Below are 23,970 nucleotides of genomic sequence, written 5' to 3' on the forward strand. Positions count from 1 at the left end.
CCCGCCCCTTCGCTCGCTCCCCCTGCTACAGAATCCACGGATCAGCTCCCGTACGCCCTACACAGATCCCACACCTTCTGATCCGCATCATTGGCTGCCGCGGCGGTCCAAGTAGTGGCTGGTTGGATCGCACCACGGGGCGGCTCGTTTGTGAGCTTGGACGCCTGGTCTCGGGCAAGCTTGAGACTATCTGTCAGTGCACCGCGAATTGCGCTGGTCGGCCAACGGGTTATCGCTTAATGCTTGAGTGATGTACGCCAGACTTGGGATGACGTCTGCATCACTGTTTTGCGGGGACGGCATTGCGTGATACCCCGCTGCGAAGCGCGTGCAGAGGTCGACCGTGGCGGCGTGCACCTGCTCGGCTGTCGGTGCCGGGGGGTTCGGCAACAGATGGAGGCGCGGCCGTGGTAGTACCTGCCATGTGATTGCCGATCAGACCCCCCACGATGCCCGCAGTGAGCGCGACCGCGGCACCTCCGATCAATGCCGCGATCAGGCCGCCCCTGCGCTTGCGAGGCGCCAGCGCTGAATAGAACTGCGGCATCTGCGGGGGCATGGCACCAGAGCCGCCCGGGTAGGTGGCCACGGGAGGCTGGTGGGTGTACTGGTCGCCCATATGGTTAGACCGCGATTGCGCGTCCACACCTACCCCCTATTGCCTCATCCATTGTTCACTAGTTGCGTTAAATTGCCTGATTTGTTCACGTGTTGCGTTGTATTGCCAATGGGCGCAATGTCTTTGGTGCCGATCTTACTGCCGGAACCCGACATAATCGGCGGCTCTCGTTCGGGGCAGATTCACATCGTTAATCAGCAACTATCCAGTGCCGCGCGGCCTTGTTTTCGGTGGAATGGCTGGCAGCGGTCGCCAGCTCTTGTCCGGTGATGAGTTCGTAGAGAAACGTTCGGAATTCCGCGCTTGCCTGTTCGTCCTGGAAATCGAGCTGGTCAGCTCGGTAGGTGGTGGCGAAGTCTCCGCGGACTCGGTAGTGCCCGTCAGGAAGCAGGGCCGCCAACCACAGGCGATCGTCACTGGCCTCCTGGTCGACGAAGCGTGCAGGCCGAACGCTGGTGGCCCGACGGATTTCGAAATCGGCGCTGGTGACGGCGTCGACGAGGTCGGCCACGATCAGCCGTTCCAGTGCCGTGAGAGGCCGGCTGCCGCTGGTGTCGTCATAGCCCAGGTACCAGTCGGTGCGGCGATGCCAGCGTTGCGCTGCCGGGCCACTGTGGCGGCATTGTTCGCCTTGAGCGAACGTGGCGCACGTGTCCAGGACCGCGCCGTGAAGATCAACGATGTTCCATCCGCCGGGACCGGGGTGGATGCGCCAGGTCGCCGGTGGATTGGCGAAGTGCGCCCGGGCGGCATCCTCAAAGACGGCGTCAAGGCTCATTGGCAGACCTCCCAATGGAGCGAGTAAAGATAGTCTTGACGCTAGGTGTCACTCCCCGGCTTGTCAAGATAGTCTTGACCGTTGTGGTGGTTCGTTGCTAGACGCTCGGGCGGGTCCGGAGTTCATGGTGAGATGGGCGGCATGGAAGAAAGCGACGCACTTGAGGAGCTGGTGCGCGCCCATAGCGATCTGGAACGTCTGACTGATGAACTCGCGGATGCACGGGAGCGGCGCCGCACGGCAGCGCAACGCCTGATCGACGGCGGCCGCGGTACGACGTGGATTGCCGCGCAGCTCGGCGTGACGAAACAAGCCGTTGACGGGTTCGTGAAGTACAAACAGCGAAAGACGCACGCGGAGAAGTGATTCGGAGATCATCCCAGTGGGTCGGAAGAGCCGATCAGATTTCGGCTCGCCAGGGAGGCGTCTGCCGTGCGGACCTGAAAGCAACCAGCGCGCCGACCGCTCGACCGATAGCGGCGACGTCGGATGCCTTACCGGTCTTTTGGACGATGTACGCCGCCAGCAGGTAAAACCCTATGGCGACGATCGCGCGGACCATCGCGCCGAAGGCCAGGGCGGCGATGACAATGACAGCAGTGGCTTGCAGTGGACTCATGCGGGCGCTTCCAGTTAGTCGGGTCGCGCGATCCCCTCGCCGTGGGAATGCGGAGCCTGCCTCGCATGGTTAGCTCACGCCCCCACGCCGTGTTGTCGGGTCACAACACGTTCGCCCGTGGGGTACGCAACAAGCTACCTGCATTCGAGCATGTCTCATTTTTAGAGAAATGAGACACACCAAAATGGGGCTACTCCCCCTCCTGTAGCCCCAGGTCACAGTGTCTCATTTCCTGTCTCACACCGCGTGTCTCAGATCTGCGCTGTCGGTGCAGGATGAGACAGTCGTTGGCATGACGGCGACCCTCGGCTATGCGCGAGTCAGCACCACCGGCCAGGACCTGGAGGCCCAACTTGGCGCGCTCGCCGTAGCCGGCGTCGACGCGGACCGAATCTTCACCGACAAGCTCTCTGGTGCTGTAAACACTGACCGGCCTGGTCTGACGGCCATGCTGAGATACGCCCGTGAGGGCGACACCGTGGTGGTCACCGCCATCGATCGACTGGGCCGGTCTGTTGCGGAAGTCACCCGCACTATCGCAGGTCTTGCTGACCGGCGAATTGTGTTGCGCGCCTTGCGGGAAGGCGTAGACACGGGTACGCCGACAGGCCGTGCCGTGGCCGCCATCATGGCGACGCTGGCCGAGCTCGAGCTCGAGCTCGCCGTGAACGGCGGGCCGCCTCGCGCGATTCCCGGCGTGCCCGCCATATGCCCGCTACCAAGCCGTGCAAGCTGACCCCAGAGCGTCAAGAACAACTACGCCGCCTCGCCGGCACGGGTGAACCTGTGTCCGAACTTGCTCAAGCATTCGGCGTGAGCAGGGCAACGGCATATCGGTACCTGTCAGCACGATGACAACTCAGCATTGGAGGAGTCGATGCGGTCGAATCCGATCAGCTGGATGTGAATCCTGAGCCCTCGTCGATGGCGGAGATCACGACTTACCGCTCACGCGGAAGCGCACCAGCGGTGAGTGCCGAAGCGATGGAGCTGGCCAGGCGCTGCTTCCCCACGCTCGCCCGCAGTGCAGTGACCCGGTGCGGCTCGCGAGTGGTCGGTCGTCCGGCAATCCGCGGGCGGGCGGTAGGCTCCTGCACGACCCTGGCTGCGCAGTTAGACCTGCCGCTGGGCGTGCTGTCTCCGACGCATCTAGGGAGGTCATGTGTCGGTACCGCCGATGCCGGTCGCGCCAACTGTCGTACCCGTCGGCTCGGTTCCAGACGGCAAGGTCTCCGATTATCTAACCGGCAAGCTCCTTAACGACACACCCGAGGAATACGTTCGTCAGAACATCGAGAAAGCTCTTGTCAGACAGTACAAATACTCAGCTAAAGACTGTGAGCCGGAGTTTCCGATCGGAGTGGGCCGCAGCAGAAAGCGCGCCGATATCGCGGTATTCGGACCCGGGCAAGACCACACTCAGAACAACGCATACATCTTGGTCGAGACCAAGAAGGCAGACATTAAGCCGTCGCATAAAACGGAGGGCGTCGACCAGCTGATTTCGTATATGTCGGCGTGCCTAAACACCAAATACGGTATGTGGACGAATGGCGACGACCGACTCTGCTTCGCCAAGCGACCTGATGGGAAGGGCGGCTGGACTGTCGATGAGATCATCGACATACCGGGCCTCGGTCAGACGGAGGAGGACGCCCAGCGTCCCAAGCGCAAAGACTTGAAGCCGGCAACAGCTGACAATCTCCTTTTCGCTTTCCGGCGCTGCCACAACTACATCGCCGCTCACGAGGGCAAACAGAAGACCGAGGCCTTTTGGGAGTTGCTCAAACTGATCTTCACCAAGATCGAGGACGAGCGATCAAAGGTGATCAGCTTCTATGCCACTCCAAGCGAGCGGGAAAACAGCTCGATCGCCACCGCCGCGAAGAAGCGCATTCAAGACCTGTTCACCACGAAAGTGGTGAAGAAGTACCCCACCATCTTCGACGTCAAAGACACCGAGATCGATTTGAAGCCGACGGTCGTCGCCTACGTCGTAACGCAGCTGCAGGGTTACTCGCTGCTGGCCTCACCGGTCGACGTGAAGGGCGTGGCCTACGAAGAGATCGTAGGTTCCAACCTTCGCGGCGATCGCGGCGAATTCTTCACCCCTCGAAACGCTTGCCGAATGGCTGTCTCGATGATTAACCCGCAGCCGGAAGAACGCCTCCTGGATCCATCATGTGGGACTGGCGGTTTCCTCATCGCCGCAATGAACCACGCGCTCGAATTCATCGAGCGATCGGAGCGGGAGCAGTGGGTCGATCCCGCAAACGGAACCGACTCCGAGCGAGAAGAGCTTTTCCGACGCAGAACTGAGTATCTATCGCAAAACGTATTCGGCATTGATCTCAACCCTGCATTGGTTCGAGCGGCCAAGATGAATATGGTCATGAACAACGACGGGTCCGGTGGGCTCTTCCAAGGAAACACCCTTGAGAATCCACATCGGTGGGATGCCCTCACGCGCAAGGCGATCCCACTTGGCAGCATCGACGTAATCGTCTCGAATCCCCCTTTCGGCGCCAAGATCCCGGTCGACGACGAAGACACCCTGTCTCAGTACGACCTCGCCGCTACGTGGGATCAAGACGAGGGCGGCAACTGGGATATCCGAGTGGATCGGCACGGCAGCAGTGTGCTGCAGAAGTCGCAACCGCCAGAAATCCTGTTTATCGAACGCGCGCTGCAGTTGCTCAAACCCGGCACGGGGCGCATGGCGATGGTCATCCCGAATGGCATCCTCAACAATCCAGGTCTCGCCTACGTCCGACACTGGCTGGTACGGCACGCCCAAATACTCGCCGTAGTTGACATGCACCGGGACCTGTTTCAGCCGGGCAACGACACACAGACGTCGATGGTGCTTATGAGACGGCTCAGCGCCGAAGAAGTCGCTGAAGCTGAGATCACAGGCCTCGACTACCCGCTGTTTATGGCAGTGGCCGAGAAGATCGGCCACGACAAGCGCGGCAATGTGATTTATCGGCGAACTGACGAGGGGGAAGACGCTCTAATCAGCAGAGTCGAGACCGTCACCGAGATCGACCAGAAGACTGGTGGAGAGGTGCGGCGAGATATCACCGTCACAGAGCGACAAGTCGACGATGAACTCCCGGAAGTCGCCACCGCTTACCTACGCTGGTTGAGCGAGCAGAAATGATCGTGGCTCCTGTCCGGTCGAGCGTGGCGTTCGCGCAAGGTCGGCTCGATGCCAAATTTCATTGCTCGCCGGGCGTTCAGGCGAACGAGCACATGGTGCTTCTGAAGGCAGCCGGCACTCGATTTAGCAGAGTCGCCGGCGAAGGCGCACTCGGTAGTGTGAGTCCTACGACACGCACGAAGCGTGTGTACGCCGCACCTGGCGAAGAGGCGCTGCCATATCTGCGCCCGTACGATGTGTTCGACTACCTCCCCCAAGCTGCCGACATGTTGTCTGTGGCGGGCAGCAACGGTCTCGACCGGTTGACGCCAAAGCCGGGCACCATCCTGCAGACATGCTCGGGTCGCAACCTGGGGCCGTTGGTATATGCCGACAGCTTCATCAGCCGCTTCGTCGTGAGCGATGACATGCTCCGGTTGAACATCGATGACGAGGCAGACCGCCTGTATGCGCTTACATTTCTTAGCACGCCGACGGGCCAGGCGTTGCTAACCCGGAGCAAGACCGGCAATGTCATCGATCATCTCTCTGCCGACGATCTTGCTGCCATTGAGGTGCCCTTTTTTGACCGTAAGTTGACCACCTCGATCGTGTCGAAGATGCGCAAAGCGGTAACGCTTCGCGAGAGCGCCCGACTGCGGTTGGACGCACTCGTCACCGAGTTCGCTCAGCAGTTGCCACAGCCGAGCCGCGACCGTCCGATGAGAGAGGGTTGGACTCAGCGCGCTTCTTCATTGGGAGTTCGCCTGGATGCTGCGTTTCACGATCCGCTGGTGCGTGCGATACGAAACGCGTTCCAAAGCGATGGGGTGAAGGTCGGTGATGTCGCCGAGACGTTCATCCCCGGTCGCTATAAGCGCTACTACGTCGAGTCCGCCTATGGACGCCCTATCGTGTCGGGGCGGCAACTACTGCAAGCCAAACCCGTCAACCTGCGCTATATCGCTTCGCGGTCGTTCGACTTCTCCGTCTATGAGTTGTCCGACGGAATGATTGCGTTCGGGGCTGAGGGGCGCGCCGAGGAACGAATTGCCCAGCCCGCGCTCATTACGAGCGATCGGGCGTCCTGGCTTGCCAACAATCACGTGATGCGTGTACGGCCGAAGGCCGGTGTAAATCCTGGTTGGTTGTACCTATCGTTCGCAGTGTGGCAGGTACAGGCTCAGGTGAAGGCATGCGCCTGTGGCTCGGTAGTGGATACGGTCTATCCCCCTGATCTTGATCAGGTGCTTCTACCGCCCGTTGATGAAGCGAGAGGTGATGCAGCAATCCAATGCTGGAATGACTTCTCAGCCGCTAACTCGCTCGAACGCAAGGCCATAGACGTCCTAGAAAGCGAAATCTTGGACAAAGTTGGTGCTCGGCTCTAGGCCAAGCACTATCGCCGCCAAACAAAGTTGCGCCACCGACTGACGCTGCTGGAATTGGCGCCCACGCACTCCTAACCTTCTGATCTGCAGTTGCATCGCGCGGGACCTACGGACTTTTAATCCGCAGGTCCCAGGTTGATCGGTCGTGGCGCGGAACCAAGGCCTCGCTCATACCCTCTGACTCTTAATCAGCGGGTCCGGCGTGCGCGAGCAAGGGCCTTCTAAGCCCTAGATCCGAATGTGCCCGGGGCAGCGGAGCCGTGGACTCATAATCCGTGGTCGCAACTGGGTTGGTCGTGGCTGGGACAAGGCATTCAGGCATAGTTCGCATGGGCTAGCGCACGCTTGCATGGTCTACCCGTTGTGCCTATAGTTGCAGGTGAAGCTGATGCATTGCGGTGTCATCAGAAGTGGACCCCAGGAGATCCTGCCGGAAGACAGGGCCTGGGGTTCTGCGTATTCAGGGCTCGATTTCGAGCAGGGTCACCTTCGTTTCAATCAGGGCGTAGTGCTCGGGATCGCCGCAGCGCAGCTGAGTGACCGCCCCGCAACACGCATCGGGTATCCACAGCATCGGCTCGGCAGGCCCGCCAACATGATCCAGACGCAGCTGGCCGCCGAGCATTCGCCTCCGGCGCAGATAGTCCAGCGTCCGGTGGTCTTGCCGGTCATCCTTGGGGCCGCGTGACTCCACCACTGCCCGACCAACACCCAGAGCTACCAACTCCGGCAATAGTCGCTCCATACAGAGCCGGCGCTGACGCTCAGGGTGATCACTGCTGTCGGGGCGTGACCGCACCACGACTAGGTGTTCGACGTCCAGTTTGGCGACTGTCGCCGCGATCGTGAGCTGTCGGCCCCGATCCTCATCACGCCAGTGCAGCTTGCGATGCCTTCTACCCACCAATAGCGACCGCATCGCCTCCCGCGCCGCCGCAGCTTTCGCGGCCTCGCTGATGACAGCGCTCAGGATGTATGTCCCAGGATCAACGCGCTGGTGGGACCCCGATTCATCAATCCAGGCGTCAAACACACTCATGGGCGCAGACGGTAGTGGCCACGGGTGCACGAGCGCACGGACACAAACATCCATCAATCCATATACCTGTATGTATAGATGGATTGGTGTATGGTTGCGCCATGATTTGGTCACTCGTGCACACCAAGGGTGGGGTTGCTAAGACCACGACCGCGATGTTCCTAGCTGCTGCAGCGGCTAGACGAGGTATTTCCACGCGCGTCCTAGATGCCGATCCTCAGGGCTCGGCGACCTCTTGGGCGGAACGAGCGGCATCACTGGACATGTCGCTGCCCTTCACGGTCACTCCCGCCACAGCAGACGACCTCCGAGGACTCACCAGTACGCCCGATGAGCTCATCGTGATCGACACCCCGCCGGGCACTGCTACGGCGATCGACGCCGCGATCGACGCGGCCGATTTGGTGATCATTCCGACCGGACCGCGATCGGCCGACATAGACCGCGTATGGCCGACGTTGGACATCACCGCACACCGACCCACCACCATTCTGCTGACGCTGGTCGATCTCCGGAAAGTCGAGGCCACCGAGATCCCGCTAGCACTGGCCGACGCTGAAGCGCCCATCCTGCGCACCGTCGTGCGAGCACGTACCGCCGTTGAGCGGGCGTTCGGCCGTGGCATTCCTCGCTACCTCGGCGACTACGCCGACGTATTCGAGGAATTGACCGCAGCGATGGTGCCCGAGGAGGTTGTTGCGCAGTGAACGCCAAGCAGACCACCGCCGACCAAGTTCGGTCTTCGATCATTCGCCGGCCGGTGTCGACGGCACCCAGCGCCCGGGCGGCCGAAACCTTCCACCCTGTCTCCCCGACGACCGACCCACCGCGGTCCGATGCGCCCCCGCAGCGGACCACCGTCGTCTATCCCGCGCAAATGCGGCTCGGCCTCAAGTCGCACGCAGCAACCCGCGACACCACAGTGACCGAACTCGTACGCCTCGCGGCCACCGACGGACTCACCGACGCGGCAGCACTGGCGCAATCGTCTCGGCAGTTCCAAGGAGTAAACGGTCGGCGAAGCACCGTGGACCTACCCGCTGACCTGCACAAGACGCTGAAGGTGACCGCCGCCCAGTACGACACCAGCGTGCAAGCCCTGCTCCTGGCGGCCGTCCACGGCGCATATCCCGAGCTCAGCGCCTGACACCCATACATATAGGTCTACATCCATCAATCCATACATACAGGTATATGGATTTATAGATTGATGGATGTAGACTCTCTGAGCACGAGAGTTGCGTGGTTAGCATTCACTGACGAGGGCGATGGACAGCCGCGATGATGGCAGCCGCCGCCCGTCCAATATCAGCGATGCCAGTGGTCTCACCTGTGGTGCGCACGATAAACGCCGCTAACAGGTAGAAGCCGATGATCGCAACAATGATTGCGACAACGACAACGACAACAACAGTGGCGATAGTGATGCTCATCGGTGCACTCCGCTTCGTGGAAGTACCGGTAAGAGCCCGCCCATGAGCTCCCAGGAAGCGCTCAAGTCGAGTGCCTCCACTTTTTCCGGGTGACTGCGACGCTCCATCACAGGTCCGCTGTGGTCACGACTGTGCATTTCGCACTGTCCTATGGGTCTGTCGTCCCCGACTGCTGATCGCTGCATAGGCGAGAACGTAGAGAAGGGGAGTGCAGCACTGCGCTGACCAGCCTTAATGCGATTCGAAATGCGGGAATGGTTTTTACGTGCGTCCGCGCCGGCGATCGACAGCTCGACTCTCGACGAGACGCGCCCGGACCTTGACCAGGAAGGGTGCCATTGCCGGAAATTGGTCTACCGGGTACCGGCGCGTCGGCAACATTTCCGGCAAAGCCGCGGGCAGGATCGTCCGCATGACCGGATCAACTCGTCGAGGCCGCCCGTCCTTGGGGGAACGAGCCGTCATGACCGCAACACTGCCCGTCACCGTTCTGAAGACCGCGGCCATAACCGCGGCCGACTACGGCGTCGACCGGTCGGCGGTGCTGACTGACATCGTGTGCTTCCACTACGGCCGGCCCGATCTCATGCGCCACCTACCGCAGCACCTGCTGTTTAAATCGCAGCCTGTAAAGGCCGATACCGACTATGCAATCGGCCCGCACGCAAAAGTACGTCTGCCACTGCCAATCGCGCAGCTCGTCGAGCGTGATCATCAACGACTCGGAATGCAGCGGTCCACCTATCTCGCCGACGTCATCTGTCGGCACATGGGCTTTCCCCATCTTGTCCGCGAACTCGACACGAAAGTTGAGGAGGTTCTGCCGCTGGCGATGTGACCAGATGCCGTCCGGGCGTCAAGTCAGAGCCGTCCGGGCCAATGCGTGACATCTGAATATCTGGTGCGGAACCCCCGCTGAATGACGAAGGCCCCGCCTGAAGCGGGGCCACGTCTGGAGGTTCAAACCGAGCTCGCAACTCGGTTCGGGGTCTCCGTACCCATATCCCCGAAGGGACTGTCTTGGTCGACAGCTCTCACGGTAGCGCACGCCTGTCTGACGTTCCAGAAATGGCGCGCAATCAGTGCGCAAATCGTGACTTCTCCAATGCCCGATCACATCGGTTCAGTGCGTGGCCGACGTCGCTGGGCGCAGCCCTCGCACCCACACCGCACGTCGAGCGTGCGCTGGCCAACGAACGCCGGCGCGGCTGGGTCGAGCGTGCTGGTGCGTGTGCGCCGCGGGCGCCAATGTGGACCAGCCGCAGCAGTTGGCTCGACGGGCTCCAGCGCTGGGCGGAGTCGCCGGCCCTGGGCCAGCTGTGCGCGGAGCAGCGGGTGTCGATCACCGCGGCCACACTGTTGTCGATCGCGACGGTGATGGCCGAGCACGCCGACCACGCCACCGGCCGCCACGTCGCCGTCACCCGCGCCACGATCGCCTCCCGAGTGGGCTGTGACGTACGCACCGTCACCGCCGCCTGGCGGGTGCTACGGACCTCCCAATGGGCCATCGAGGCCCAACGCGGCCACGGCTCACCCGGCACCCCCAGCGTCGGCCGGCGACCCTCGGTGTACCACCTGGTGCCCCGCCGCCCAGACCACCGCGCTACGCGCTCGCCTGTGCATGAGCCTGTGCACGATTTCCACCTACCGCCGTCAGGCGGTGTTAGTTGTTCTTCTCCCGTAGGGAGGAACTCACCAAGCGGGCGCGCAAGCGCGCCCGCCAACCAGGATTCACACATAGGAAACGGATTCAAAACCCGTGCACTATGCCGGCGGACCACTTCGCGGCCGCTGGCCATCCAACGCCTGGCCGCTGGCCTCGTCGCCGGCACCCACGGCCTGGACCGTGTGCACATCGGCACCATCTGCGATGCGATCACTGCTGCTGGCATCGACCCCACGGTGTGGACCGCACGGGCCATCACCGACGCGCTCAACGCCGACATGCGCGCTCACGGACTGACGTGGCCCGACCACATCACCAACCCCGGTGCGTTCCTGGCCAGTCGACTCCGACGCCTGTCCTGGTCACCTCCCGAGCCCTCACCAACAAAGGCCGGCGGCTCTGCCGCCGGCAGCATCGACCAGACGCCGCCACCCATCGTCCTCACCGACACAGCGCGCGCCCGCATCGCCGCCGCCCAACACGAGATCCGCCGAATACTCCACCAACGCGGGTTAGCACGCCACCAACCGACGTCCCCACTCGGCTCTCACACAGGTCAGCACCCTGCTGCTCCCCACCACCGGCCGTACAGTCAACGCTGTGGCCGCTGATGATGCGAACTCCGCTGCCCCGCACGGCCCGCTGGCCCCCACCACAGCGGCGGCAGTCCTGCGCGCACGCCTGCTCGAAGACATCGACGACGACGTACTACCGATGGCCCACGTGCAAACCCTCATCGACCGCCACACCCTGGCCGTCACCGCCGAAGAACACCACGCCCTCGTCCTCGACGTCCTGGGCTCGCTGCTGCACGAGAACCTGATCCAGGTCGGTGACGTCCTCGGCGGTGATCCCACCTACTTCGACCCCTGGCCGGGAACCCCCGAAGCCATCCTCGACCGCATCCGCAGCCTCTACATCGACCACTACACAGATCCCACCAAATGGGACCTCAGCATCTGGATCTGCCCCCACGATGAACGAAAAACCTGGCACCCCAACACCATCGACTGACGCTGCCTACGGTTGCCACCTCAACTTGGACAAATGACCGTTAGTCAACCGGTCAGGGGCCGGCCACCGAGGTTCTGGTCAGGTGTGCTCGGTCGTGCGACGTAGGGCCGCGGTGCGAAATGAGCACCACGATGGTGTCAGCGCAGGTGGGGTCAGTGCCCTTCTTTGCTTCCGCCGGAATTGTGGTGAACACGGCGACCGTCGCCGTCAAGGCCCGAGGGCCGCTGTGCGGTCGGCTACGCCGAGCCTTGACCGCACCAGCCACCGAGCACAAACCGGCCAGTATCAAGAAAGGCCCCATTGTGGGCAACACCCATTCCATCAGAGGAGATACGCACCATGCGGATAGCATTGGGCACCAACATATCTCGGCAAAAACTAAGGGTCGCAGACAGGGAAAAACCCTTGGTTATGTCGGAGGTATCCGATAGAATTGAGACATGACAACGCACTACCGCCTCCGGTTGCCGCTACGGCGATCGATCTCCCTGCGACTTAGTTAGTCCGGCGAGAAGCCCCTCGGCTTTCTTGCCGGGGACAGCGGTTGCGTGGCAACGAAACTTTTCGGGTGGCGTTGTCCTCCATCTTCTCTAATTTCTACTGATGTCCCCTGTCGCACAGGGGTTTTCAGTGCTACGCGCTTGTGGCGGAATTTCGGTATACGCGCTGGTTTCAGGTACCAGTGTCTTGACGGACATGAGGGTTCGAGTCCCTCCAAGCGCACGCTCCTCTAGCCCAACCTGGCAGAGGCAACGGTCTGAGGGACCGTCCAGTATGGGTTCGAATCCCATGAGGAGCACGAAAAGGCCGCACCGACAGACCGCGTCGGTGCGGTGAGGACGATGATAGGCAGCGGCCCCGCGCGACGGTGAACACCTCGCCAGCGGGGCAGGGAGGTGAACGACCATGACGAGCGCATCGAGGGCTGCAGCGCAGCAGGTGGTGTATCAGCGCGAGATCTTCATCAATCCGGCGGTGACCCGCCAGTGGGTCAGCATCAAGGTGTTCGCCGTGCCCGCCGAAGTCGATGATCAGGCCGCCTTGGCGGCGATGATCGCCGATGTGCGCTACCGCGACAGTTACGCCGGCACGGGGGATACCGACATGGTCGACAAACACGGCCCGTACTGGTTGGCCGCGATCACCCCCCAGACGTTCACCGTCGCCACCCCCGCCGCGGTGGAAACCGTGATCCGCACCTGGTCCGGGTACTACACACCGTGGCCCGCAGCCGATCGCGACGCCATGGACCGGGAGGTCTATCCCCGCATCCAGCACGCCACCGTCATCTACCAACTCCCTGACATTCGCGCAAAGGCTCAACATGACTGGGGTGAGGTCGTCGGCAGCGACGGGTTCCACGAGTACGTGATGATCGACCGCGCCGCAGGCGAATTGGCGTTGATGGTCGCCAGCGACGACTAACCCACACCCCGAGCCTCGGCAGCAACCAAGGCCGTGAACGCCTCCTGGACGCTGCGTGTCAGTGCGGTGAGGTCCTCGGCGAGCTCCGGGTGTCCCGCGGCGACGGACAGGCTGTGCACAATCAACCGGCCAGCATGGGGCGTGGTGCTTGCGGCGACGTAGTTGGTCAGTTGGGTCAAGATCCGGCGGCCAGCCACGGTGAGCACGGCGGTGCTGCGTTCAGCGGCCACTCCCGGCACTGACGGCATGGCTAACAACCCGGTGCGCATGTCGTGGGCGTCTAGATCATCCAGGCTGCGCGCGGTGCTGCCCAGCACGTCGCCGAACGACGGGATGCCGGTGTAGCCGTACACCTGCAGGGTGTCGGTGGCTTCCCACCCACCGCCGCCTCGTGGCCCCCACACCAAGACCCGTGCGGGAGCGACCACCGACTCGGCATCCGGGAAGTCCAGCCGCTGCCAGTGCGCCGGTGCCGGTAACCGGTGCACCCATCCAGGGGTATAGGCACCAGTGAGCGCTACCAGGTCATCGACGCCCCAGTCCTCATCAGCGAGCGCCTCCACCAGCGAGGAGGCCACCGCCCACCGCTGCCACGATCGGTCGGGGGAGGCGCCTGGGCGCCCAGGGCCGCCTGTAGGGGCGGTCATGGGCTGGCCGTCGCCGCGCCCGGCCCGATGCCGAGCAGACCGCCGATGATCGCGATGCCGATCAACCCGCCCACGGCGATCTTTTCCCCGGCATCGGCCAGATCGTGGCCGATCTGCGGTAACAACGCCGGTCCCGGAGCGGGTGTCGAGGTGACGGGAGGCGGGCTCGCCGGCAGCGGAACACCAGGCATGATCGTCGGAGGTTGGCTGGGGATCGGTGTGCCATGCAGGGCGGGGTTTTGCAGCCACGGCGGTAACCCGGCCGGCGCGGGACCAACCGGACCCGGCAGCGGCGGTGCCAACGGCGGGTGATCGGCCAGCGGAGGCAACTGTGGAGGGCCGCTGATGAACGGCGCCGCCGGCGGCAGATGCACTTTGATGTCTTTGCCTCCAGGCGGGGACACCGTCACCGTTTCACCCCCGGATTCACTGTCCGGGCGAAACGAAATGATCGTCCCGTCGTCGAGCTGTTCTCGAGGAAACGGCGCACTCGAGGGAGCATGTCCGGCCGAGTTCCCGCGCAGCCAGTCCCAGAACTCCTGAATCTCTTCCGGAGTGTCCAGCTGGCGGTTCGGCTTGTTCACCCCACGCTCCAACTGCCGCAACGCATCCTGGGCTTCCTTCCACGTGCGCGGCGACGGCCGGTCCTTCCACGGACGATCATCACCAGAATCCCCCGAATCATCTGCCGGAGCGTCTTTGAACGTGTGGTGGTCGACAGCTTGGATTGTTCCGTTGCGGGTGATCGACGGTGCGGGGCGAAGGGTGTCACCGGTGAGGGCGGTGGTGGTGGTGTGTGCGTGGTAGGTCAGGGCGTGGGTGGTGGCGTGGGCGTTGAGGGTGGCCAGGTGTTGGGTGGCGGCTTGGACTTCGGTGGCGTTGAGGCCGCCGCTGGCGTTGAACCGGGCGATCGCGGCGTTGAGGGTGGTGCGGGCGTGAGCGAATTCCTGCGGGCTGGGGGTGTTGTTCTTCGCCGTCTCGAAACCCTGCGCTGAACCGCCCCGGGGAGTCCGGAGATTTTCTGATTTGAGGACTCAGCCGGCGGCTGGCCTCGCTTGTTGAGCGTAGTAGGCAGCCTCAATCTCGGCTGGCGGGACGTCGCCGCAGTACTCGTAGAGCCGGCGGTGGTTGAACCAGTCGACCCAGCGCGCGGTCGCCAACTCGACGTCCTCGACGGTGCGCCAGGGCTTGCCCAGTTTGATCACCTCGGTCTTGTACAGCCCATTGATGGTCTCGGCGAGCGCGTTGTCATACGAGCTGCCGACCGCACCGACCGACGGTTGGATACCGGCTTCGGCGAGACGTTCCGTGAATCGGATCGACGTATACTGCGAGCCTCTATCCGTATGGTGGACAACATCTTTCAAATCGAGGACACCGTCTTGCTGACGCGTCCAGATGGCCTGCTCGATCGAGTCGAGCACCATCGTGGTCGCCATCGTCGACGCCACCCGCCAGCCCAGGATCCGCCGAGCGTAGGCATCGGTGACAAACGCGACGTAGGCGAACCCCGACCAGGTCGACACATAGGTCAGATCGGCCACCCAGAGCCGATTCGGTGCGACCGGACCGAAGCGCCGACCGACCAGATCGGCCGGACGCACTGCGGCCGGATCAGCGATCGTGGTCGGTTTGGCCTTACCACGTACCGCACCGGACAGGCCGAGTTCAGCCATCAGCCGCTCCACCGTGCAGCGGGCAACCCCGATGCCCTCGCGATTCAGTGCTAGCCACACCTTGCGCGCCCCGTACACGCGATAGTTCGCGGCGTGAACACGATTGACGTGGGCTTTGAGCTCCTCGTCGCGAATCTCGCGACGACTGGGCTCACGCTCGAGATGCTCGTAGTACGTCGACGGGGCGATCTGCACACCGAGCCGGACGAGCTCATCACAGATCGACTGGACACCCCACCGCAGACCATCAGGGCCCTCCCGGCGGCCCTGATGCTCAGCGATGAATCGACAGACTAGTGGTGTGGCCGGTCCAGCTCGGCCGCGAAGAAAGCCGACGCCGTCTTCAAGATCGCGTTGGCCCGCTTGAGCTCGGCGTTCTCCCGGCGCAGCTTCTTAAGCTCGGCGGACTCCTCGGTCGTAGTTCCCGCCCGGGCGCCGGCATCGACCTGGGCCTGGCGCACCCACTTGCGCACCGTCTCAGCCGTACCGATCCCTAGTAGCCGGGCGACTTCGCCCATCGCCGCCCACTCCGACTCGTGCTGATCGCTGATCTCAGCGACCATGCGCACCGCCCGCTCACGAAGCTCCGGCGGATACCGCCTCGACGAACCACCTGACATGACCCCATCCTTCCCAACAAATGGAGTCTCCGGACATGCCGGGGCGGTTCAGCGCCACGGTGCGGCAGCGGACGGCCAACGTGGCGGCATGCTCGCCGGCCTGGGCCAGCCAGCGAGCGTGGCGCGCGACGTTGGCGCCGGCCTGTTGGCGGCCGCCGTCGTCCCAACTGGAGTCGATCAACTGGCCGGTACGCGACAGGTGCTCGCTAAGTCCCCGCAGGTGGGTTGCGGTGGTGTCGAGGTGTTCGGCGAGTGCGTGCAAGCTGTGGCTGCCGGGGCCGCCGTAGAGGGCACGGGAGTGCGCTTCCCCGGGCAGCGGAGCCAGGGCGGCGGGCATCGTCGGGATCGCGGGCACAACCGGCTCCGGAACGCTCGGCAGGGGCGGAGGCGCACTAACGGTGTGGGGTGTAGTCAACGTGGCGATGCCGCTGGCGTTGGCGTCGTCCTGGGCGGCCAACGTGGTAGCGGTCGCGGTCACCGCGACTGCGCCGACTTCGCGCAGTGCCGAGCTGTGGGTGAGCAGAGTCGCCAACGCCGTTGAGGCGGCGTTGATCTGAGCGACCGCCGACATTGACGTCGCATCCAACCCGGGCGGCTCAGCCGCCGCGACGGGATGGGTGCCGGTGCTGGCCGACAGCCGCGTCGCCGCCGCCCGTAACCCCGTCTCATCGACCGTGATCGCCATCGGCACTCACCCCCCTACCGCTAGGCCGGAAGTCACCACACACCCAGACCATCAGTATGAGCGAGGGGTGGACGCGACCCCTGCTCCCGCATCTCGATGCAGGGCGATACGCGCGAGAACCCCGGCTCTGGTCGCGACACCCTCAACCATCACCACCATGCTGCTGTCCCGGACAGTGTCTACCCGCTGGGTCGCAACGGCTACGCAACCCTTGCCGCCTCCAGATAGGCGATGTGTGAGCGCGGAAGGTTGCGACCTCACCGTGATAGTTAGCCCGACTAGGAACGTTCGACTTCAGGCCCGTCGACGCGATATTAGTTAGATCAGCTACTCGTACTGCGGTGGCCGTGAAAGCGACCCGCACAGCACGGCCCGCCATGTGCGTTCGTGCGTATTTCACCTTCACGCCTCAGCCCACTTGTGTGGTTCCTAGCCTTGCCCCCTTTCCTCGTCTTGCCTCCTGGTTCACAGCAGCTTCGCTGCTGTCTCTAGCAGCCTTCGGCTGCTCCTTCCATCCTCACGTGCCAGCCCATCGTTAGCTACCCAGGTTGATACCTCTCAAACGTCATGGCACATTTGCACATTTTGTGCAAGCATAGTTTCAGCACACCTTCGGTGTGGCTGAACCCAGGTCCCGGCTGGGGCCGGGACCTGCGATCTGGGCGGTGGCGATGCTGACGATTGCACCGCTGAAGCTGTGGTCGATCGAGTACTACAACCGCACGGCGCGCCAGGCCGGGCAGGCGGCCAAAGACGCCGCGGCGGCCAACGGCGGGTTGGGTGAGTACTACTGCGAACATGACACCCGGGCGCCGGTGTGGATGGTGGCCGGGGACGCGCACACCGCGGCCGAATTGGTGGGTTTGACCGATGAGCAGCGCGCCGGTGGGCTGGCCGATTTGGATGTCGTGGCGCGCTGGATGGACGCGGGAATCGCGCCCAACGGGGCGCGCGGCCGGCGCTTCGCCGAGGGCGACAACCACGGGTTCGACTTGACGTTCTGCGCGCCCAAGAGTGTCAGTTTGTTGCGGGCTTTCGGCGATGACGTGGTGGCTAAAGCGGTCCTGGACGCGCACAACGCCGGGGTGAAAGAGGCCCTCGAATACATCCATCAGCACGCCGGGTACACCCGCGTGCACAACAACGTCACCGGCAAGAAAGACCTCCAACGGCTACCCGGTCTGGTGGCCGCGGCCTACCAACACGAGACGTCACGTGCGGGTGATCCGCACCTGCATACCCACGTCAACGTGCCCAACAAGCAAGCCCGTTTTGACGGCAAACTCGCCTCCCTCGACAGCGATTCGCTGTGGCATGAAGCCAAGCCCGGCGGAATCATTTATCAGGCCACGACGCGGCGGGTCCTGACGCAATCGATCGGCGCGGAATGGGGGCCGACCGACCCGCACACCGGGATGGCCGAGCTGATCGGCGTCGACCCCGAGAAGATCAAGGCGTACTCCCGGCGTAGCACCCAGTTGCGGGACTGGGCCGACAACAAACTCGAACTTATTGATGGGCAACCCACCCAGGGGCAGCTGGCGGTCGCGCAGAAAGCGACCCGGCCGGCCAAACCCGAAGGGCTGTCCTGGGCGCAACTGCAGCAGGAGTGGCGCCATGATCCGCGCGGGTTTTGGTTCGACGTCGAGGCCAATCGGGCTGCCCGCAAGCAGCGCCAGGCAGCCCCGGCGACCTTCGATCGGCAGCGCATCGTCGAGATCGCCGCCAGTATCGACAAGCCTGTGTTCACCCGCGCCGATCTGGTGGAAATCATCGGTGCGCAACTGCCGATCGAGGTCGACGGCGACGACCGCTCCCCGCGCGAACAGATCGAAGCAGCTGTCGACGAGATCGCCATCCGAGTCACCGACACGCGTCAAGCCCATCACCGCGAAGGGCACGTCCGCTACACCATCGACCTGGTGCTTGCCGAGGAGTGGGACATCCTCAACAAGGTCGACGCCCGCGATGAACGCGCCGTCATCCGCGTCACCGACGCCGACGCCGACGGACTGTCGGCCGATCAACGACGCGCCATCACCAACATCGCCGCATCACCGTGGCTGGTGCAGCCCTTGGCCGCACCAGCCGGCGCCGGCAAGACCCATTCGCTCAAAGCGTTGCACGCAGCAGCCAACCGGGGCGGGCGCACCGTCATCGTGTTGGCACCCCAAGGCCGAGCCGTCGACATCGCGAAAGAGGAATGCGCCGGCGACGAGGCCTACACCGTCGACACCGCGTTGCTCAAGCTCCGCAACGGGCGGATGACGCTGGATCACCGCACCATCGTGGTGGTCGACGAGGCCGGTCTCTTCGGCAACAACCAGCTGCGCGAACTGCTGACCTACTCCACCCCTGCCGGCGCGAAAACTCTGCTCGTCGGCGACGCTCATCAGCTGTCCCCGGTGCGTAAACGCGGCGGCATGTTCGAACAACTCTGCGACGATCTGCCCTGGTCGCAACGCCTTTCCGAGGTCTGGCGGATGCGCGACCCCGACGAACGGACCGCCTCGCTGGCACTGGCCAGCGGCGGCCCGAACCCGCTGCGTCGCGCCATCAACTGGTATCGCGACCACGACCGGCTGCGCAGCGGCGATGAAGTCACCATGGCCGCCGACGCCCTGGCCGACTACCGCGCCGACGTCGCCGCCGGCAAAGACGCACTGCTGATCCCCGATCGGTGGGAGCTGTGCGACGCGTTGAACAAACAAATCCACCACGATCGCGTCGCACCGGATGCCCCGACCGTCACCGGGGCCCGTGGCCACCGCATCGGCGTCGGGGACATCGTGGTCACCCGCAACAACACCACCGACATCACCGTCTGGGCCGCCGCTGATGACCGCGGGCAGGTCGACACCACCACCCGCGCCTCCCAAGTCCGCAACGGGCAACGCTGGCTCGTCGAGGCCGTCGACACCCGCGACCAACAACCGCGCATCCAGGCCCGACGCCTCAGCGACAACGCGATTGCCGTGCTAGGCGCCGATTACCTGCGCCAGTACGTCCACCACGGCTACGCCGTGACCCTGCAATCGGCCCAAGGTGACACCGCCGACACCTCCTACCCCATCGTCAGTAACCGCACCGACCGCAACACCCTCTACATGGGCATGACCCGCGGCCGCGAGATGAACCGCGTCTTCATCTACGACAAGATCGCCGGGGAAGGCGACCACGAACACGCCAACCCAGTCCCCGGCGTCCACCAGGCCCGCCGCGGCGACCCCCAAGAAGCCGCCGCCCTCGTCCGGGCCATCACCGGCCGCGACAACCGGCCCCAAACCGTGCACCAAGTCGCCGCCGACACCGACCGTGACCAACTCCCCGAGCGGGTCGCCCGCTTCACCGATAAACGGGATCGCGACATCGCATCCCGCCGCGCCGCCTACCGCACCTGGGCCGACCAGCAAGCCAGCGAGCGGGCCCAGCAGAACCGCTGGCTCCACGACTACCTCGACCGCACCCGCGCCCAGGCGCACACCCGCGAACGCGGGAGCGACACCGGCTACGACATCGGACTGTAGAGCCGCCGCACGCGGCGGCTCACACCGGTCGGTGGTGGTGTGCCCTTCCTCGGCCTCGATTATGGAGACGTGGTGGCCGTGTCCGTCAAGGCCGCGTGCCCGCGCCGCTGCGCGGTCGACCAAGGGCGAGTCTTGATATCCACCACCACCACGCACCAACGCGGCCCATACGAGGAAGGACCAAAACTGAAGCCCACACAGGAAGTTTCATCGGCGGGCCCGCTCCCCGGCAAGCCACCCCACGCCACGAGCTTCTAAGAGGCGAGCCAGTTTTTGGGCAGCCGGTACAGGACAGTGTCCGGGGACAACCGATCCAGCTGGGCGAGGGCTGCCTCCTTCATACCGGCCATCCGCCACCGCTGTACGCGCCGAATGTGGTTGTCCCGCCAGTCGATTGACACCCCACCAGACGCCAGACCGATCTCATAGGACAGTTCGATACCGTCGAGCTCGGTGAGCAGCTGGTGTGCACGCAGGCTCTGGCTCCACGTTCCGTCATAGCCCGCAAGGGTGTCCGGCCACGGCCCTTCGTGTCGATCCAGAACCGCATCCCAGTCCGCCTGATCACCCACCCGCCAGGCATGGACCAAGTCGAATCCGGCCCACCGCGACACCGACGCCGGATCAACCCGTTCCCGAGTCGATTTCACTGCCAGTAAGAGGACATGCCATCGGTCGAGCGGTACTCGCCACAACTGAAAAGCCATGTTGGTCAACGGCGAATCCGTGAAATGAGCGGCCACATACTCTGCGAAATCCCTCGGCTCCCACACATCTGGGCTTTGGTCAGAGATTTTCTGCCACACCCAAACACTTTGGCCCGGTCGGCCGTCAGCTACAGCCGCCAACGCCGACGCCAACCCCTGCTTCCGCCAATCCGGGCCCAACCGGCCTTCCCGCGCTTCGGTCAACGCGAATTCCAGCTGTATCAGCCGCATCAACTCATCGTGTAATCCGGCTTTACCCGCGCTGCGCTCGCGGCGATACCGAATACCGTCAGGACTGCCCGCAGCAGCACCATCCCACGGATGGGTGTACCAAGGCAGATCCGGCAGCGCAGGTCCAGCGGGTCGCGATGGTCGGGAAGGCGTATCCAGAGCGGTAACCAGTGACGCCAATGCGGCCAAAGGCCCCTCGGGGCCAAACAATCCGGCTGCCCGGCTCTCCCTCTCGTCGCTCATGCTGCGCCCCCCTGCCGCCGGGCATTCATTTCCAATGTGCTGACGACCGCCGCCACCACCGAACCAAACCCTGCCTGAATCCCGCAGTAGGCGATCTCCATCACGGGCGGCGGATCGTATTTCCACCACCGCACCATCTCCACGATCCTGGCGGCTTGGTAATAGCGTTGATACAGCGTCGCTATCGCCTTATTCACATCGGACCCATCGACATCCTCGACCCCGTGTGTTTCCGGGTACATCAACGCCTGGTCGTGCCGCTTATCGGCCAGCTGGTCGTAGAGCTTCCAGGTCATGTCGTTGGCGCTACCACGGTTGACCGACGCCAACACATTCAATTCGTCGTCGGTCACCAGTTTGCACCCGGCGATCTCTTCTTGCTGTTGTGCAGCCCCAATCACCGCCACGGTGAGCTGTCCCGATACCCAGGCGGGTGCATACCCTGCCTCAACGAGGGACGAAAGACGTTGAGCAAGAACGGGATCGAGGGCAGTTAGACGATGCTGGTGACCACCGTCAAGGACGGGAGCCTGCGCGAGCATATTCATCGCATCAACATGATTAACGGCCAGGAAGTCGTCCACCCCGACTGGTGTCTCTGCCCATATCTCATTGGTCACCAGGGCCGACAACGACACGCCCGCAACCCTTTTCCTCACATGCTCGAAATGGTCAACCAACGCCTTCGCCGGATGCTGACCCCCCATCCAGCGCTGCCCCCACCCAAAAGGAAGCACCGGATCCGCAACCGCCAACCGCGCCGTCGCGGGAATGAACACACCAGGTGGTACATATCCACCGTCACCAATATTGGAGGCAATGACGACCTGCGACCCCATCGGCATCTTCAACACCGAGACCGCCCAGCGCACCCAGGTCGGATAGCGCTCGCAGCCCCGGATCAGCCCGGCGAGCACCCGCTGAGCCAGCAACAGATCGGGATTGACCTCGGCCCCCATTGCGGCGACCCCCGGTGCCGACACCGTGGACCCCGCCCCACCAGCCACCAGAGGACCCGGCGCGGCCATGCCAGACCCCGCACTGGCTGACTGCCCGGACGTAGTCGCAGGCGCGGTCGCCGCACCGCCACCAGCTGAACCGCCGCTCGCGCCCGCCCCTGGGGCACTGTAGGGAGCCAACGGCGCGCCACCGCCCATCGCGGCAGCTGGCGGCATCATCGGCGTACTGCCACCCGCCGGAGCCCCTCCACCGCCTGCCGGACCACTCGACGCGCCCCCGCCACCCGCATCGCCACCCGGCGCTGACAGCGGCACGCCGGCGGCCGGGCCACTCCCAAATGCGGGGGTACCCGTCGCCACTTGATGAGCAGCCAATGCTTGCTGCGGCATCTGCTGAGACACCGGCGAAGGAGCGAAGGAACTCCCACCACCGGCAGCGCTCATTCCGGAAGCTAACCCAGACTGAAAGCTCGACCCCGGATTCGACATCGGAGACGCCGCTGAGGATGTAGACGGCGCGGAAGGCACCGACGGCATCGACGACGCGGGAGAAGTCGGCATCGACGAGGACGACCCCATGCTGGATGGCGGTTTGAAGGCCGAACCCAGGCCCGACATTCCGCCGCCGCCAGCGCCGCCGCCCTGGCCACCACCAGAGGCACTGGCACCACCCATCGCCTGCGGCAACTGACTGAGCATCGTGGGCGGAGGTGTCTGCTGGCCGAGGTTTGGGTCTGTGCGTCCTGCGTTGGCAGCATTCGCAGACGTATCCGCGGGCGTTGGTGGCCCGTCAGTCCTATTGGCGTTTAACGGATTGGTCTCATTGCCCTTCTTGCCGCCGTCAGCGTCTGTTCCGTCGTGGGTTGCCCGGGTCGCATCAGGGTCGGTTCTTTTTCTATCGGATGACTTTTTGTCCTGCTCACTGCTTTCCGAGCGGTTCCCGTCTTCTGGAGCTTTCGGGGTGTCGAGGGGGATGGTGAAATTCGCTGCTTGGATCGCGCTCGTGGCCTTCTTCGTGGCTTCCGAGGTGGATTCTTCAGCGTGTCCGTTGTAGCGCGTCCACACCTCCATTGCGGCGAGCGGATCGCGGTTTCGGATGGCGGTGTTGAATTCTTCCTCCCCGGCTTCGGCGAGGTTGTCGATGCGGGTCTGTAACCCCGTGATGTGGACCAACGCTTGAGAGGCCGCGGTTGCCGCCGCGGCGTGCTTGTCCTGGTGATCACTCCACGTGTTGACGGTTGCGTCGTGAGCCGCCAATAGAGCGTCGCCAGCTGCACCGGTTAGCGCCTCGGCGAACCGGGGGCGGTAGTGGCCGTAAGAGGTCTCGACGGCATCGCCCAGGGTCTTGGCTTGGTCCGTGTGGAACTGATGGATGTCCTCGAACGATCGGCGCGTGTCTTCGGAAGGTCGCCATGTCCGCTTCAACGCCTGTCCAAATTCCCCGCCCCCAAGCTCGGTGCCTGCTTCTTGAGCTGCCGACGCGGCTTTGGTCATAGCGCTGACACCGCTGGTGTAGAGCTGGTGCGCGATATGAGTGCCTGCTCGC

The 23,970-nt window shown here is 63.8% G+C and carries 20 protein-coding genes, 2 tRNA genes and 1 pseudogene; 13 read left to right on the forward strand and 10 right to left on the reverse strand.

Going from position 1 to position 23,970, the window contains the following annotated elements:
• Positions 1 to 809: 809 nt before the first annotated feature.
• The gene (locus Y900_RS29925) at positions 810 to 1,397 is read right to left on the reverse strand and encodes a hypothetical protein (RefSeq protein ID WP_036349870.1); all 588 of its coding nucleotides are present in this window, start codon (positions 1,395 to 1,397) and stop codon (positions 810 to 812) included.
• A 141-nt stretch (positions 1,398 to 1,538) separates the two neighbouring features.
• On the opposite strand from Y900_RS29925, the gene Y900_RS29930 reads away from it, so the two are divergent.
• Positions 1,539 to 1,763 (forward strand): hypothetical protein, encoded by a 225-nt coding sequence (locus Y900_RS29930; protein ID WP_036349927.1) that lies wholly within the window; start codon positions 1,539 to 1,541, stop codon positions 1,761 to 1,763.
• A gap of 34 nt (positions 1,764 to 1,797) precedes the next feature.
• Here Y900_RS29930 and Y900_RS29935 read toward each other — a convergent pair whose 3' ends face one another.
• Positions 1,798 to 2,016: a hypothetical protein gene (locus tag Y900_RS29935; protein WP_036349873.1), complete on the reverse strand. Its 219-nt coding sequence runs from the start codon at positions 2,014 to 2,016 to the stop codon at positions 1,798 to 1,800.
• Between the two features lie 292 nt (positions 2,017 to 2,308).
• On the opposite strand from Y900_RS29935, the pseudogene Y900_RS29940 reads away from it, so the two are divergent.
• The 3 genes and pseudogenes from Y900_RS29940 (at position 2,309) to Y900_RS29950 (ending at position 6,549) form a co-directional block, all read left to right on the forward strand.
• Positions 2,309 to 2,871: pseudogene (locus tag Y900_RS29940) on the forward strand (recombinase family protein).
• 307 nt (positions 2,872 to 3,178) lie between these two features.
• A complete protein-coding gene (locus Y900_RS29945) occupies positions 3,179 to 5,179 on the forward strand; it encodes a type I restriction-modification system subunit M (protein WP_202807802.1) in 2,001 nt (666 codons plus the stop codon).
• A complete protein-coding gene (locus tag Y900_RS29950; protein WP_036349877.1) occupies positions 5,176 to 6,549 on the forward strand; it encodes a restriction endonuclease subunit S domain-containing protein in 1,374 nt (457 codons plus the stop codon). Before Y900_RS29945 ends, Y900_RS29950 begins: the two co-directional genes overlap by 4 nt.
• A gap of 460 nt (positions 6,550 to 7,009) precedes the next feature.
• Here the strand turns inward: Y900_RS29950 and Y900_RS29955 are convergent, their stop codons facing one another.
• Positions 7,010 to 7,588 carry a hypothetical protein gene (locus Y900_RS29955; protein ID WP_036349881.1) on the reverse strand — a complete coding sequence of 193 codons (579 nt, stop codon included), beginning with the start codon at positions 7,586 to 7,588 and terminating at the stop codon, positions 7,010 to 7,012.
• Between the two features lie 101 nt (positions 7,589 to 7,689).
• Here Y900_RS29955 and Y900_RS29960 point away from each other — a divergent pair, with 101 nt between their 5' ends.
• Both Y900_RS29960 and Y900_RS29965 read left to right on the forward strand, forming a co-directional pair.
• Positions 7,690 to 8,295, forward strand: a complete 606-nt coding sequence (locus Y900_RS29960) for a ParA family protein (protein ID WP_036349883.1) — start codon at positions 7,690 to 7,692, stop codon at positions 8,293 to 8,295.
• On the forward strand, positions 8,292 to 8,735 hold the full coding sequence (locus tag Y900_RS29965) for a hypothetical protein (RefSeq protein WP_036349887.1): 444 nt from the start codon (positions 8,292 to 8,294) through the stop codon (positions 8,733 to 8,735). The genes Y900_RS29960 and Y900_RS29965 overlap by 4 nt, the downstream gene beginning before the upstream one ends.
• Before the next feature lie 106 nt (positions 8,736 to 8,841).
• On the opposite strand, the gene Y900_RS29970 is transcribed toward Y900_RS29965, so the two are convergent.
• Positions 8,842 to 9,021 carry a hypothetical protein gene (locus tag Y900_RS29970; RefSeq protein WP_036349890.1) on the reverse strand — a complete coding sequence of 60 codons (180 nt, stop codon included), beginning with the start codon at positions 9,019 to 9,021 and terminating at the stop codon, positions 8,842 to 8,844.
• Positions 9,022 to 9,484: 463 nt separating this feature from the next.
• On the opposite strand from Y900_RS29970, the gene Y900_RS29975 reads away from it, so the two are divergent.
• The 6 genes from Y900_RS29975 to Y900_RS30000 all read left to right on the forward strand — a co-directional run bounded on the left by Y900_RS29975 (position 9,485) and on the right by Y900_RS30000 (position 13,129).
• Positions 9,485 to 9,859 (forward strand): hypothetical protein, encoded by a 375-nt coding sequence (locus Y900_RS29975; RefSeq protein ID WP_036349893.1) that lies wholly within the window; start codon positions 9,485 to 9,487, stop codon positions 9,857 to 9,859.
• A gap of 230 nt (positions 9,860 to 10,089) precedes the next feature.
• Entirely contained in the window at positions 10,090 to 11,301 is a 1,212-nt protein-coding gene (locus Y900_RS29980; RefSeq protein ID WP_237752830.1) for a rep protein, read from the forward strand.
• The gene (locus tag Y900_RS29985) at positions 11,291 to 11,704 is read left to right on the forward strand and encodes a hypothetical protein (RefSeq protein WP_036349896.1); all 414 of its coding nucleotides are present in this window, start codon (positions 11,291 to 11,293) and stop codon (positions 11,702 to 11,704) included. The genes Y900_RS29980 and Y900_RS29985 overlap by 11 nt, the downstream gene beginning before the upstream one ends.
• A gap of 637 nt (positions 11,705 to 12,341) precedes the next feature.
• Positions 12,342 to 12,427: transfer RNA gene (locus tag Y900_RS29990), tRNA-Leu, on the forward strand.
• Position 12,428: 1 nt separating this feature from the next.
• Positions 12,429 to 12,503: transfer RNA gene (locus tag Y900_RS29995), tRNA-Leu, on the forward strand.
• Positions 12,504 to 12,610: 107 nt separating this feature from the next.
• Positions 12,611 to 13,129, forward strand: coding sequence for a hypothetical protein (locus Y900_RS30000; protein WP_131536404.1), 519 nt, complete (start codon positions 12,611 to 12,613; stop codon positions 13,127 to 13,129).
• On the opposite strand, the gene Y900_RS30005 is transcribed toward Y900_RS30000, so the two are convergent.
• From Y900_RS30005 to Y900_RS32855, 4 genes are all read right to left on the reverse strand, one after another.
• Positions 13,126 to 13,776 carry a hypothetical protein gene (locus Y900_RS30005; protein WP_131536406.1) on the reverse strand — a complete coding sequence of 217 codons (651 nt, stop codon included), beginning with the start codon at positions 13,774 to 13,776 and terminating at the stop codon, positions 13,126 to 13,128. The two genes, Y900_RS30000 and Y900_RS30005, sit on opposite strands and share 4 nt — an antisense overlap.
• A complete protein-coding gene (locus Y900_RS30685) occupies positions 13,773 to 14,360 on the reverse strand; it encodes a hypothetical protein (RefSeq protein ID WP_051660629.1) in 588 nt (195 codons plus the stop codon). The genes Y900_RS30005 and Y900_RS30685 overlap by 4 nt, the downstream gene beginning before the upstream one ends.
• Before the next feature lie 450 nt (positions 14,361 to 14,810).
• Positions 14,811 to 16,072, reverse strand: a protein-coding gene (locus Y900_RS30015) for an IS3 family transposase (RefSeq protein WP_096311544.1) whose coding sequence is annotated in 2 segments (ribosomal slippage) — positions 14,811 to 15,784 and positions 15,784 to 16,072 — 1,263 coding nt in all. Because the reading frame shifts where the segments join, the coding sequence is not laid out codon by codon here.
• Complete coding sequence (locus Y900_RS32855; protein WP_036349906.1) at positions 16,029 to 16,757, reverse strand: PPE domain-containing protein; 729 nt, start codon at positions 16,755 to 16,757, stop codon at positions 16,029 to 16,031. Before Y900_RS32855 ends, Y900_RS30015 begins: the two co-directional genes overlap by 44 nt.
• Before the next feature lie 671 nt (positions 16,758 to 17,428).
• Between Y900_RS32855 and mobF the strand changes: the two genes are divergently transcribed.
• Positions 17,429 to 20,284, forward strand: a complete 2,856-nt coding sequence (mobF, locus tag Y900_RS30030; RefSeq protein ID WP_036349909.1) for a MobF family relaxase — start codon at positions 17,429 to 17,431, stop codon at positions 20,282 to 20,284.
• A gap of 254 nt (positions 20,285 to 20,538) precedes the next feature.
• Here mobF and Y900_RS30690 read toward each other — a convergent pair whose 3' ends face one another.
• Together Y900_RS30690 and Y900_RS32290 are read right to left on the reverse strand one after the other, a co-directional pair.
• Positions 20,539 to 20,934 (reverse strand): hypothetical protein, encoded by a 396-nt coding sequence (locus tag Y900_RS30690; RefSeq protein WP_131536408.1) that lies wholly within the window; start codon positions 20,932 to 20,934, stop codon positions 20,539 to 20,541.
• 527 nt (positions 20,935 to 21,461) lie between these two features.
• A complete protein-coding gene (locus Y900_RS32290; protein ID WP_131536410.1) occupies positions 21,462 to 23,918 on the reverse strand; it encodes an EspK C-terminal domain-containing protein in 2,457 nt (818 codons plus the stop codon).
• Positions 23,919 to 23,970: the final 52 nt, after the last annotated feature.

The sequence above is a fragment of the Mycolicibacterium aromaticivorans JS19b1 = JCM 16368 genome, assembly GCF_000559085.1.
Taxonomy (GTDB): domain Bacteria; phylum Actinomycetota; class Actinomycetes; order Mycobacteriales; family Mycobacteriaceae; genus Mycobacterium; species Mycobacterium aromaticivorans.